At 69.3% G+C, this 12,093-nt stretch carries 13 protein-coding genes and 2 pseudogenes; 5 read left to right on the forward strand and 10 right to left on the reverse strand.

What is annotated here, in order from left to right; all coding sequences use genetic code 11:
- On the forward strand, window positions 1-392 hold a 392-nt coding region (locus AC2W7K_RS06670; RefSeq protein WP_486005912.1), incomplete at its 5' end, for a zinc-binding dehydrogenase.
- A gap of 30 nt (window positions 393-422) precedes the next feature.
- Here AC2W7K_RS06670 and AC2W7K_RS06675 read toward each other — a convergent pair.
- Window positions 423-1,180: pseudogene (locus tag AC2W7K_RS06675) on the reverse strand (HpcH/HpaI aldolase family protein).
- A gap of 108 nt (window positions 1,181-1,288) precedes the next feature.
- On the opposite strand from AC2W7K_RS06675, the gene AC2W7K_RS06680 reads away from it, so the two are divergent.
- Entirely contained in the window at window positions 1,289-1,942 is a 654-nt protein-coding gene (locus AC2W7K_RS06680) for an SRPBCC domain-containing protein (RefSeq protein WP_198500247.1), read from the forward strand.
- 25 nt (window positions 1,943-1,967) lie between these two features.
- Here AC2W7K_RS06680 and AC2W7K_RS06685 read toward each other — a convergent pair whose 3' ends face one another.
- From AC2W7K_RS06685 to AC2W7K_RS06725, 9 genes and pseudogenes are all read right to left on the reverse strand, one after another.
- A complete protein-coding gene (locus tag AC2W7K_RS06685; RefSeq protein WP_486005913.1) occupies window positions 1,968-2,765 on the reverse strand; it encodes a helix-turn-helix domain-containing protein in 798 nt (265 codons plus the stop codon).
- On the reverse strand, window positions 2,647-4,317 hold the full coding sequence (locus AC2W7K_RS06690) for a tripartite tricarboxylate transporter permease (protein ID WP_486005914.1): 1,671 nt from the start codon (window positions 4,315-4,317) through the stop codon (window positions 2,647-2,649). Before AC2W7K_RS06690 ends, AC2W7K_RS06685 begins: the two co-directional genes overlap by 119 nt.
- 14 nt (window positions 4,318-4,331) lie before the next feature.
- Window positions 4,332-4,925: a tripartite tricarboxylate transporter TctB family protein gene (locus tag AC2W7K_RS06695; RefSeq protein ID WP_198500245.1), complete on the reverse strand. Its 594-nt coding sequence runs from the start codon at window positions 4,923-4,925 to the stop codon at window positions 4,332-4,334.
- Window positions 4,922-5,986 carry a Bug family tripartite tricarboxylate transporter substrate binding protein gene (locus tag AC2W7K_RS06700; protein WP_232623801.1) on the reverse strand — a complete coding sequence of 355 codons (1,065 nt, stop codon included), beginning with the start codon at window positions 5,984-5,986 and terminating at the stop codon, window positions 4,922-4,924. Before AC2W7K_RS06700 ends, AC2W7K_RS06695 begins: the two co-directional genes overlap by 4 nt.
- Before the next feature lie 103 nt (window positions 5,987-6,089).
- Entirely contained in the window at window positions 6,090-7,070 is a 981-nt protein-coding gene (locus tag AC2W7K_RS06705; protein WP_486005934.1) for a CaiB/BaiF CoA transferase family protein, read from the reverse strand.
- Between the two features lie 71 nt (window positions 7,071-7,141).
- A pseudogene (locus tag AC2W7K_RS06710) lies at window positions 7,142-7,330 on the reverse strand (CoA transferase); the annotation flags it as partial.
- 13 nt (window positions 7,331-7,343) lie between these two features.
- On the reverse strand, window positions 7,344-8,264 hold the full coding sequence (locus AC2W7K_RS06715) for a hydroxymethylglutaryl-CoA lyase (RefSeq protein ID WP_198500243.1): 921 nt from the start codon (window positions 8,262-8,264) through the stop codon (window positions 7,344-7,346).
- Between the two features lie 218 nt (window positions 8,265-8,482).
- Entirely contained in the window at window positions 8,483-9,019 is a 537-nt protein-coding gene (locus tag AC2W7K_RS06720) for a dihydrofolate reductase family protein (protein ID WP_198500242.1), read from the reverse strand.
- 4 nt (window positions 9,020-9,023) lie between these two features.
- Window positions 9,024-10,304, reverse strand: coding sequence for a CaiB/BaiF CoA transferase family protein (locus AC2W7K_RS06725; RefSeq protein WP_198500241.1), 1,281 nt, complete (start codon window positions 10,302-10,304; stop codon window positions 9,024-9,026).
- Window positions 10,305-10,531: 227 nt separating this feature from the next.
- On the opposite strand from AC2W7K_RS06725, the gene AC2W7K_RS06730 reads away from it, so the two are divergent.
- From AC2W7K_RS06730 to AC2W7K_RS06740, 3 genes are all read left to right on the forward strand, one after another.
- The gene (locus tag AC2W7K_RS06730) at window positions 10,532-10,813 is read left to right on the forward strand and encodes a hypothetical protein (RefSeq protein WP_137826198.1); all 282 of its coding nucleotides are present in this window, start codon (window positions 10,532-10,534) and stop codon (window positions 10,811-10,813) included.
- A gap of 74 nt (window positions 10,814-10,887) precedes the next feature.
- On the forward strand, window positions 10,888-11,037 hold the full coding sequence (locus tag AC2W7K_RS06735; protein ID WP_198500240.1) for a hypothetical protein: 150 nt from the start codon (window positions 10,888-10,890) through the stop codon (window positions 11,035-11,037).
- A 6-nt stretch (window positions 11,038-11,043) separates the two neighbouring features.
- Window positions 11,044-12,003 carry an acetamidase/formamidase family protein gene (locus AC2W7K_RS06740; RefSeq protein WP_198500239.1) on the forward strand — a complete coding sequence of 320 codons (960 nt, stop codon included), beginning with the start codon at window positions 11,044-11,046 and terminating at the stop codon, window positions 12,001-12,003.
- Window positions 12,004-12,093 lie beyond the last annotated feature (90 nt).

A 12,093-nucleotide genomic window follows, 5' to 3' on the forward strand; every position in this document is an offset into this window, starting at 1 on the left:
CGCTGCGGCAGGCGCCCGACTCTCTCACGTCGACGGGGACACCCCCTGCCGACGCCGACGTCGCCATCGAACTCTCCGGCGCTCAGGCGGGAGTCCGCACGTGCCTGGACGCGCTCGGCATCGGCGGCACCGCGGTCCTCGTCGGCAGCGTCTCGCCCGGCCCGCACGTCACCGTCGATCCCGAACACCTCGTCCGCGGATGGCGCACGATCACCGGGGTCCACAACTACGAACCCCGGCACCTCACCGCCGCCGTCGACTTCCTCGCCACCGCCGGCTCAGCGCTGCCCTGGGACGACATCCTCGGCGGCCCCATCGGGCTGACCGATCTGCCGGCGGAGTTCGCCCACCCCACCCCGGGCCTGCGCACCGTCGTCGATCTCCGCCGCTGACGGCACCCTTCGGCCTGTGCCGGCAGACCCTCAGCTGCGGGCCGCCTCGAGATCCTCCCGCAGCGCCCGGCCGGCGGCCCCGATGTCACTCGCCGAGGTGATGAACCGGAATCCCTGCTCCTCCCGCAGCTTGGCCTCCGCCCCGGTCGAGCAGTGGATGCCCGGGACGATGCCGGCGGAGTCCGCGGCGGTGCGGATGCGCACGAGCGCCTCGGCGTGGGCGTCGTTGGGCCGGCCCGGGACCGTGCCGACGGCGAACGCGAGGTCCGCCGGGCCGACGTAGACCCCGTCGACGCCGGGCACCGCGCAGATGTCCTCGACGGCGGCGAGCGCTCGGCGGTCTCGATCATGACGAAGAGGAGCGGACGGGCGGTGCGGGAGTCCCGCACCTGGCCGGTGAGGATCTCCGCGGTCGGACCCCACGATCGGCGCCCGCCGCGGCTCGGGTAGTCGAGCGCGGCGACGGCCGCCTCGGCATCGGCGACCGAATCGATGAGGGGAACGATGATCGCCTCGATGCCGGCGTCGGCGAGCAGCCCGATCTCCGTGAACCGGTTCGCCGCGACTCGGGCCGTGACGAGCGCGGATCCGTGCGCGCGGACGGCATCGGACAGGCGCACGACGTCACCGGCCCGGGCGAGACCGTGCTGGAGGTCGAGGCACACGTAGTCGAACCCGGCCGCCGCCCCGATCGTCGCGAGCTCCGGGGCCGCCGACATCATCCACAGGCCGTTGTAGATCGCCCCGTCGCCGAGGCGGGCGCGATGGGTCTCGAGTGCAGCAGTCATGGGATCATCGAACCACACCCCGGCGCCGAGGCGGTGGCGACGACCGCGATCCGGGCGGGCCTATGATGAGAAGCGCCGACCATCGGCGACCGACCCGAAGGAGCACGCATGGCGCACCGCACGGATGACGAGATCATCGCCGCCCAACCCGATTCCGTCGCCCGCACCCTCACCGTCGACGTCGCCGACGGCCTCCGGCACACCGCGCAGTCGCTCACCCAGACCTTCCCCGCCTCGCTGGAGAACCTCTGGGAGGCATGCACCGATCCCGAGCGCCTCGGCAAGTGGTTCGCGCCCGTGGCCGGTCACTTCCGGCTCGGCGGCCGCTACGTCGTCGAGGACAACGCCGAGGGCACGATCACGGCCTGCGAACCCCGCGAGTCCTTCACCCTGACGTGGGAGAGCGCCGGTGATGAGAGCGAGGTCGCCGTGCGCATGGCCAAGGACGGCCACCACGCCCGGCTCACCCTCGAACACCGGTTCACCGCCGAGGCCGACGCCGACTTCTGGACGCAGTTCGGCCCCGGTGCCGGCGGGGTCGGCTGGGACCTCTCGTTCCTTGGTCTCGCCCTCTACCTCGAGTCCCGCAGCGATGAGCCCCGCGACGCGGCGACGTTCGACGCCGAACCCGCCCACGACTTCATCCGCATCGTCAGCGATCGCTGGGCCGAGGCGTCCCGGCTGGCCGGCACCCCTGAGGACGAGGCACGGGCCGCCGCGGAGCGCACGACGGCGTTCTACCTCGGCGAGGACGCCAGCTGACCCGTTAGTGGCTTCACTGACAGAGTCAGCGGGGCCCGCCGCGGGCCGCCCCGACCGAGAGGCGGGCGATGTCGCGGAGGACGTTGAGCTCCTCGCTGCCGTCGAGCAGCGACTTCAGCTCGGTCGCGGCACTCGTGAGCAGGCCGCGGTAGGCCCCGGCGACGTTGTCGGGTTCGCGGGAGAGCGGATAGGACACGCAGAGCGCGAAGACCGTGGGTCCGACCGTGAAGGCGACACTCGCCGAGGCGGTCCCCTTGACCCGGGCCTGCTTCGTCGCGTAGAACTCCTGCGGGCTGCCCGGCCCGCACAGGGCGAGCGCCGCGGACCCGCCGTCGACGAGCGGGAGGATCGTGCCGACGCTGTGCGTGACCCGCAGCTCGTGGTCGGCTTCGACATTGCGCACGCACACCCGGTCCTCGCCGACGCGGACCCACAGCTGCACGGACTCGCTCGCCCGCGTCCGCAGGTGCTCGAGCACGGAGTTCGTCGTCGCGATGCTCCGTCGCCCGGGGAACGGTCCCAGCCGCAGCAGACCCGAGGGGTCGCGGACGATGAACCGGTGGGTGCGCAGATCGGCGAGCAGCCGGTAGGTCGTCGACTTCGAGTACCCGAGTCGCCGGCACACCTCGGCGGCGGTCAGCGGCGAGTCCTGGAGGGCGGTGAGGATCGCCGCACTGCGGGCGATCACCCCGACCTCCTGAGCCTCACCGACCGGCGGGGCCTCCGCCGACCTGCGGTTGCCGCCGTCGGGCGGGTCCGGGTCCGGCCCGGCGCGCACCTCGGCGATGGGGTTCGCCTCTGCCGTGTCGATGGACCGTGCCATGGGAGCCTGCCTCTCGTGTCTGACGGTGTGCGGTCGGGTCAGCCGACGCTGACGTCGGCGAGGAGCTTCCGCCGGCGCACCCACCAGCGGAAGAGGAACGGACCGATGATGCCGGCGAGCATGAGGATGATGATCGCCAGGGACACGGCCGGGTGAACAGGGGCGCGATCGAACCGCCGGAGATCTGGAGCATCCGGCGGAAGTTGTCCTCGAGGAGCGGGACGAGCACGAGCGCGAGGATCGACGGCGCGAGCGGGATGCCGCCCTTCTCCATGAGGTAGCCGATGACCCCGAAGATGCCGAGCAGCAGAAGGCCGAAGAGGCTGAACTCGATCGCGTAGGCGCCGATGACGACGAGGACGAGGATCGCGGAGAAGAGGATCTCCTTGGGCATCTTGAGCAGTTTGACGAAGACGCCGACGAGCGGGAGGTTGAGGATGATGAGCGCGACGTTGCCGATGTACATGCTCGCGATGATCGTCCAGATCAGCGCCGAATCGTCGCGGAAGATCAGCGGTCCCGGCTGGAGCCCGTACATCGTGAAGACGAAGAGGAGCAGCGCCGTCGTCGCCGATCCCGGGATGCCGAGGCTGAAGAGCGGGATCATCGCCCCGCCGACGCCGGCGTTGTTCGCCGCCTCGGGGCCGGCCACGCCTTCGATCGCCCCGTGCCCGAACTCGTGCTTCCGCCGCGAGATCCGCTTCTCCATGATGTAGGACATGAAGGATGCGAGCGACGGCCCGACCCCGGGCAGGACGCCGATGATGAAGCCGAGGACCGACCCGCGCGCCCACGGTCCCGCCGAGCGCTGCCAGTCCTCCTTGGTCATCCACTTGTCGCTGCCGAAGCTCTGGATCTCCTCCTTCGCACCGCGCCCGAGGGCGAGGTTGCGGATCGCCTCGGGGATCGCGAAGAGCGCCATCGCGAAGATCGTGAAGTCGACGCCGTCGGAGAGGAGCCCGACACCGAAGGTCTGGCGCGGCAGTCCCGTCTGGAAGTCGAGGCCGATGAGACCGACGGCAAGACCGATGAAGATCGAGATGAGCGCCTTGGCCCGGGACCCCGCCGACATCGTCGAGGCGAGGAGCAGGGCGGTGGCCATGAGGAGGAAGTACTCGGTGGCGCCGAAGTAGTTCGCGAGCTGGACGAGCAGCGGGGAGAGGAACGTCAGCCCGACGATGGCGAGCGTGCCGGCGAGGAACGACCCGATCGCCGCGGTCGCGAGCGCGGCTTTGGCCCGACCGCGGCGGGCCATCTCGTAGCCTTCGATCGCCGTCACCGCACTGGCGACCTCACCCGGGGTCTTGATGAGGGTCGCGGTGATCGACCCGCCGTACATCGACCCGTAGTAGATGCCGCAGAGGAGGATGAGCCCGTGCACCGGCTCCATGCCGAAGGAGACGGGGATGAGGATCGCGATCGCCGAGATCGGTCCGATGCCGGGCAGAACGCCGACGACGGTGCCGAGGAGGACGCCGAGGAGGGCGAAGGCGAGGCTGGCCGGCTGCACCGCTGCGGCGAAACCGCCGGCGAGGTCGCTGAGAGTGTCCATGTCCGTGCCTCCCTCTACCCTAGGATTCCCACGGGCAGGTAGACCTGCAGCCCGTAGACGAAGGCGACGTAGATGATGACGGAGAACAGCACCGAGTAGAGGAGGTTGCGGATCCACTTCTCCGGGGCGTAGAGGCTCGTCACCGCCATGAGGAACGCCGCCGTCGAGAGGAGGAAGCCGACGGGAATGACGATCGCGAGGTAGACGAAGAAGAGCGCGAACTGGAGCACTACCCTGCGGGCCGGCGGGTCCTCGGGCGCGGGGAGGACGACACCCGAGGCGGGTTCGGGCGCCGTGTCGCCGGGTGCCGTGTCTGCCGGCGTCGCGTCTGCGGCTGTCGTGTCGCCGGGGGCTGCGTCTGCCGTGACCCCGTCTCGAGGCACAGCGTCAGCAGCCGCCGCGTCTGCGGCCGCCGTCCTCCCCTGCCACAGGGCCTGACCGGCGAGGAAGAGACCGAGGATGATCAGCCCTGCCCCGACGATCGCCGGGAACGTCCGCGGCGTGACGATGTCGGTCGTCTCCTGGATGGAGAACGTCGCGATGTAGTAGATGACGCCGATGACGGCGACGACGACCCCGGTGACGAGGTCGCGTCTCGTCGCGGTCATTTCTCCGAACCGATGCCGGTGGCTTTGACACCCTCGTCGACGGTGGTCGCGGCCTCCTTGACGTAGGCCTGCGCGTCCTCGCCGGTCTTGAACTCCGGTGCCCACTGGTTCTTCTTGACCGTGTCCTCCCAGGTCGGCGATGTGCTCATCTCCTCGAGCGTCGTCGCCCAGTAGTCGACGGCGGTCTGCGGCATGTCCGCGGGACCGTAGACCCCGCGCCAGTTGCCGAGGGTGACGTCGTACCCGGAGTCCATCGCCGTCGGCACCGTGTCGAAGGGAGCCGCCAGCGGCTGCTGCGCGAATGTGACGAGGGGGACGATGTCGCCGGCTTCGAGCACGGACCGGAACTCGCTGAGCCCGGCGATCGCGACCTTCGCATCGCCGTTGAGCATCGCCGTCGTCTGCTCGCCGCCGCCGTCGTAGTTGACGAAGTTGACGTCGGCGGGCTCGACCCCGGCGGCCTGGGCGAAGAGCGCGAACGGCAGCGTGTCGTCACCGGCTGCGGCGACGGTGACTTTCTGCGGGTCGTCCTTGAGTGCGGCGACGAGGTCCTCGAGGTTCTTGATGTCGCCGTCCTTCGGGCCGACGACCATGAAGTCCTCGACGTAGAGGGTGGCGATGAGGGTGGCATCCTCGGGGCCGTACTCGCACAGTCCCCGCGCCTTCATCGTCTGGCTCGCCAGCGACGTGATGGCGATCTGGTCGTCCTTGCCCTTGTCCTGCTGCATCATCGTCGTCAGCCACGAACAGCCCGTGCCGCCCGGCCGGTTCTGCACCGGCAGCGGCGAGGTGACGAGTTCGTCGCGCTGCAGCGCCTCGACGACGGCGCGCGCGGTCGTGTCCCATCCCGATCCGGGTTCGGCCGGAGCCGTCACCGTCACCGGGCCGCTCGGGTAGTCCCCGCTCTCACCGGGCGGCTGCGCTTTGCCCTGGCACCCCGAGAGGACGAGCGCCGTCGTCGCCACCGCGGCACCGATCCCAAGCCAGCGTCTCCTCCCCCGTCTCGGCGCCGAGGCGGTCGCCGCGCCGCCCGTCGTCCCTGTCCGACGTGTGATCTCCATTGATCGCATTGCCACTCCTTCACCGGCTGCAGTCGCCTGCAGTGTCCTTCCTGCTTCTGTCCGAGTCCGAGCCTGCTTCTGTCCGAGTCCATGACCGCATCACTCATGGCGACTGCACCCTCTCCTCGGTGCGGTCGGGTGCGTGTTCCTCGCGGTCGGGTACGTCGTCATCGCGGTCGTGTGCCGTCTCCGGCTCGCCGTCGCGGTAGATTCCGTTGTGCTCTCCCGGCGCGGGCACGTCGCTGCGCTTCGGCAGATGCGCACCGTCGAAGGTCAGCGGCAGCAGCGGCACGTCGACGCGCTCACCGGTCGGCAGCGCTGTCGCCGCGAGCGCCCCGGAGGCGACGAGGTGGGGGTCGGCGGTGAGATCGGCGGGCGTGTTGACGGGAGCGACCGGGAGGCCGCGCTGCGTGCACTTCTCGACGATCTCGTCGAGGCTGAGGTGGGACAGCGCGGCCTGGAGGACGCGGTGGATCCGGTCGCGGTTGTCAACCCGCCCCTGATTGTCGGCCAGGGCGCGGTCATCGGCGAGTTCGGTGAGTCCGAATTCGTCGCAGAGGTCGCGCCACTGTCCGTCGCTGACGGCGGCGACGAACACCTGGCTGTCGTCCCGGTCGCGGAAGATGTCATAGACCGCCCAGGTCGCCCGGCGGGTGGGCATCGGCCGCAGTGGTTCGTCGCTCAGCTGCGCCTGGGCCATGTGCGTGCCGACGAGGAACGCGTTGTTCTCGAAGAGCGCGGAGTTGACGACCTGCCCGTGGCCGGTCCGCTCCCGGACTCGCAGCGCCGAGAGGATCCCGATGACCCCGAACATGCCGCCCATGATGTCGTTGACGCTCGCTCCCGCGCGCAGGGGCTGGCCGGGCGGCCCGGTCATGTAGGCGAGCCCGCCGAGCATCTGGACGACCTCGTCGAGGGCGGTCCGCTCACCGTACGGACCGGTGAGGAAGCCTTTGAGCGAGCAGTAGATGAGGCGCGGATTGCGCGCGGAGAGCTCCTCGTAGCCGAAGCCCAGGGATTCCATCCGTCCGACGCGGAAGTTCTCGAGGACGACGTCGGCGGAGTCGATGAGGGTGAGGGCGATGTCGCGGTCGACGCCTCGGCGATGTCGAGTTGGACGCTGCGCTTGTTGCGGTTGAACGCGGGGAAAAGCCCCGAGCCCGAACCGGGCAGGTAGCGGGTCTTGTCGCCGCCTCCGCGGGGTTCGATCTTGATGACCTCGGCGCCGAGGTCGGCGAGGATCATCCCGCAGCTCGGCCCCATGACCATGTGGGAGAACTCGATGACGCGGATGCCCTCGAGCGGCAGCGGTTCGGTGCTCGTGGTCGTGTCCTCTGCGCTCATGGCCCGGCCCCGATCAGCTCGTCAGGCTCGCGGGAACCGCGGGGATCTGGGACAGGCTCGAGGTGAGGTCGTGGCCGACGGCCGCGGTCAGCGGCGCGCGGACCTGGGCGAGCGCGTCGACGTCGATGCCGGTGGCGACCCCTTCGCGGTGGAGCAGGTGGACGAGGTCGTCGGTGCCGATGTTGCCGGCGGCACCGGGGGCGAACGGGCATCCGCCGAGGCCGCCCATCGCGGCGTCGAAGTTCTCGATGCCGAGGTCGAGGGCGGTGATGACGTTGGCCATACCGAAGTTGTACGTGTCGTGGAGGTGGAGGCTGACCGGCTTGCCGGGGAAGGCCCCCATGACCGCCGAGGTGTTCGCGGCCACGAGCGAGGGGTTGGCGTTGCCGATGGTGTCGGCGACCCCGATGCTGTGCGCGCCGGCGTCGACGAAGGGACGGAGGACCTCTACGAGGCGGCCTGAGTCGGTGATGCCGTCGAAGGGGCAGATGAAGCTCACGGCCGTGGTGATGTCCCAGCGGAGTCCGTGCTCGGTGGCGTAGTCGGCGGCGGCGAGCAGGCGTTCGGTGGCCTGCGCGATCGGGGCGTCGGAGTTCGCCTGCGAATGGCCCTCCGAGGCGGAGACGACGAGTTTGATGTTCTTCGCCCCGGCGTCGACGGCCCGCTGGGCTCCCTTGAGGTTGAAGACGAGGGTGAATAGCTCGACGCCCTGGTCCTCATAGGGTTGGAGGCGGCGCAGCACGTCGTCGGTGTCGGCCATCTGCGGGACCTTCTTCGGGTTGACGAAGGAGCCGACTTCGAGCTGGGTGAGGCCTGCGGCGATGAGCCGTTCGGCGAGTTCGACCTTGACGTCGGTGGGCACGATGGTCGACTCGATCTGGAGGCCGTCGCGCAGCGTCGTATCGAGGATGTGGACCGCGGTCGGCCGAACCATGAGACTCCTTCGGGGTGGCTCCCGGTCAGCGGGACGGCCGGCCGGAATGCCTGGTACTGCACGCCTCGTCGCGTGCTGGTGTCAGGATTACCATAGCCCTGCGCACACGGGGAAGACGCAGCGGTCGGTATGTGAGAGCTAACGGGAAACTCATCGTCGCAGTTCCCGTTCTTCGGGAAAAGGCTGCGACGCTCGGCGTCTGGGCCGGTCGGCCTCGCTCAGCGTCTCGGGCGGTAGTCGAGGACGACAGCGCCGGATCCGAGCTCGGACCGTCCGATGAGGTCGAGGTCGAGTCGCGGCTCGAGGCCCGCGAAGAGGTAGGGTCCGTGGCCGGCGACGCGGGGGTGGATGACGAACTGGTACTCATCGATGAGTCCCAGCTGCGCCAGCGCTGCCGGCAGAGTCACGCCGCCGACGGCGATGCCGTCGGTCGAGTCGGCCTTGAGGCGTTCGATCTCCGTCCTCAGGTCACCGGTGATGAGCCGCGAGTTCCAGCCGACCTCGGTGCGGGTGCGGGAGACGACGAACTTCTGCGCGGCGTTGATCGCCTGGACGAAGGGGTCGTCGGCGATCTCGGGTGCGGGGTTCTGCCAGGCCGCTTCCATCATCTCGTAGGTGGTCCGGCCGAAGAGGAGACCGTCGGCGCGGAGGAGGTTCTCGGCGTGATGGCGGTGGAGCTCCTCGTCGACGACACCCTCGCGGTGGTCGACGCAGCCGTCGATGGTGACGTTGATGGCGTAGCGCAGCGCGGCCATGGGCTCAGTCCGCGTCCGTCTGTTCGGTGGTGCCGCCGCCGTCGTCGTCCGGGCGGTTCAGTCCGAGCCAGGCGAGGACTTCATCGGTGTGTTCGCCGAGGTCGGGGCCGAGGTGATCGATCGGCAGCGAGGCGGTGCCGATGACCGGGGTGATCCCGGGGAAGGCGACGTCGGTCAGCGTCTCCTCGCCGGTGGAGACGTCGAGGTGCTGGATCATTCCGCGGGCGCGCAGCTGGTCGTCGGCGACGAGGTCCTCGGCCGTGTAGATCGGCCCCGCGGGCACCCCGGCGGCGTCGAGGACGGCGACGACGTCGTCGACCTCGCGGGTCGCGCACCAGGCGCCGATCGCCTCGTCGAGTTCGTCGCGTCTGGCCCACCGTCCGGCGTTGGTCTGCAGGTCGGGGTCAGCACCGAGGTCGGGGCGGTCGATCGCGGCCATGAGGCGGGTGAAGATGCCGTCGCCGTTGCCGGCGATGACGACGGACTTCCCACCGGCGCAGAGGTAGCCGTTCGACGGTGCGATGCCCTCCATGCGACCGCCGGTGCGGGTCCTCACCTCGCCGAAGGCGGAGTAGTCGGGCACGAGGGACTCCATGACGGAGAACATCGCCTCGTTGAGCGCGACGTCGACCGTGCGGTCGGCCAGCGGGCCCTCTCCTTCGAAGCCGGTCTCGGATCCGACGACCGCCTCGGCGGCTCCGTGGATCCTCTGCTGCTGACGGTCGAAGAGCATCATCACGGCGCCGAAGGCCGCCTGCATGCCCGCGATCGAATCGCCGATCGAGACGCCCACGCGCACGGGCGGGCGATCGGGGTCGCCGACGAGTTCGCGGAAGCCGGAGTATCCCTCGGCGACGGCGGCGAAGCCGGGTCGGGCCGACAGCGGGCCGGTCTGACCGAATGCGGAGATGCGCACGAGGATGAGTTCGGGGTTGACCTCTTCGAGGACGTCGGGGCCGATCCCCCACTTCTCCAGGGTGCCGGGTCGGAAGTTCTCGAGGACGATGTCGCTGCGGCGCACGAGTTCGAGCACGGCCTCCCGCCCTGCCTCGGTGCGGAGATCGAGGGTGACGGACTTCTTGTTGCGGTTGATCGTGCGGTAGAGCATCGACGTCGTGCCGGCCGCCAGCCGCCAGTTGCGCAGTTCGTCACCGGTGCCGGGACGTTCGACCTTGATGACCTCGGCGCCGAAGTCGGCGAGCATGCGCCCGGCGGTCGGCGCGGCGATGTAGTTGCCGAGTTCGAGGACTCGCACACCGTCGAGCGGGAGGCGTCTGGTAGTCATGGGTGGCTCCTGTTCTCGGGCGGCCGCGACAGGCGCCGCCGGGCGAACGATGGTCGCTTGACCTCCCATGGTGCCAGGTCATGGTCGCGGGCGCGGAGTCCTGCGTGTCCGCAAACTCAGAGTTCGATGAGTATTGCACAAACCTCCTTGCCGAATTGGAGGAGACGGCCAAGACTGACGAACATGTCGCACAGTGCGACGGTTCGACACCAGAGAAGGAGTGGGACATGACATCGGAGAACTTCGGCAACGGCGGCTTCAACTCCGAGCAGGGACAGGATCCGCAGGAGTCACAGCAGGGCCATCCGGGTCCGGGCAGCCAGTCCGAGTTCGGCGAGCAGGACACCGGCGGGCAGCCGCAGGGCGACCGCGGCGGCGTCGGCGGCCTCGACGGACAGCAGGCGGGCCGACCCGAGGGCGACGGCCTCGGCGACGGGCAGGACCGTCGACGCCTCGAGGAGAGCGAGGACGAGGGATTCGGCGGGACGCAGCAGCCCGAGACCGACTGACGTCGCGCTTACGTGATCCGGGGCTGTGCCGACGATCGGCACGGCCCCGGATCACTGAGTGTGGAGATAGCCCGGTGATCTCGGAGGGCACCTTGATGCATGGCTTCGTGCTGATCGACGGCCTGGCATGGCTCATTCTTGGCGCCATCGTATTCTTCATCTATCGCAAGAAGGGTGCCGGGATCTCAGCACCCTTCCCAACATCGCTTTCACAAGGAGGCTGAGTGACCATGCCCGACTCACCAACCCATCTCCTGGACAGATCCTTCGGAAAACCGGCATTCGACGCCCAGGCCGAGCCTGCTCTGACCATCCGTCCGGGCACCTCGGAGACGATCGGATTCGAAACCGACGACGCGGCCTATGCGCAGATCCATGAGCGCGGCAGCCTGGAGGCGGTCACGGCACCGATCAACCCGGTGACCGGGCCGGTCTTCGTCGAGGATGCCGAACCCGGCGATACGCTCGCCGTGACCATCCACCGGATCGACCTCGGTGACTACGGGTGGTCGGTCTACCTGCCGGGGACGGGCGCCCTTGCGAACAGGATGGGAGGCGAGACCAGAGCGTACCGGATACCGATCAACGGCGCCGAGGTGGTGCTCACGGATTCGCTCACGGCGCCCGTCGAGCCGATGATCGGGTGCATTGGAACCGCACCGGCGGTCGGGACAGGCTCGACGATCATGCCCAGCTACGGATTCGGCGGGAACATGGACCTCACGGATGCCAAGCCGGGCTCGACGGTCTACCTGCCGGTCGAAGTTCCCGGCGCCCTGCTGAGCATCGGCGACATTCATGCGCTCATGGCCCGGGGAGAATCCTCATTCGTGGCGATCGAGGCGCAGGGCACGGCCATCGTCTCCATCGATCTCCTGCGCGCCAGAGACCACCAAGGGTCGACGATGACGAATCTGCGCGCGCCACGGATCGAGACCACCGATGAGTGGATCTTCGTGGGACTCGGCGACCCGGTGCAGGAATCGATCGCCCGCGGCTACGAGGACATGTTCGACTTCCTCGTCGGAGACCATGGCTGGTCGTCAGCCGATGCCTACGTGGTCATGAGCGCGTTGGCCGATTCCGAACTCGGCGGTCCGACCGGATCCACCGCGCCCGACCCTCTGCACCCGATGACTCCGAAAGGAGCCGTCACCGTGCATCGACTCCCCAGATCGGTGCTCGGCTGATTCCCTTGTCCCCTCACGCCGAACCGGAGCACCAATTCGCAGGTCACCCGGACGCGAGCCGGTCCCCCCGAAGTCTCGCATCTGCCCGCC

The organism is Brevibacterium sp. LAARM2_SD2, from assembly GCF_057364785.1.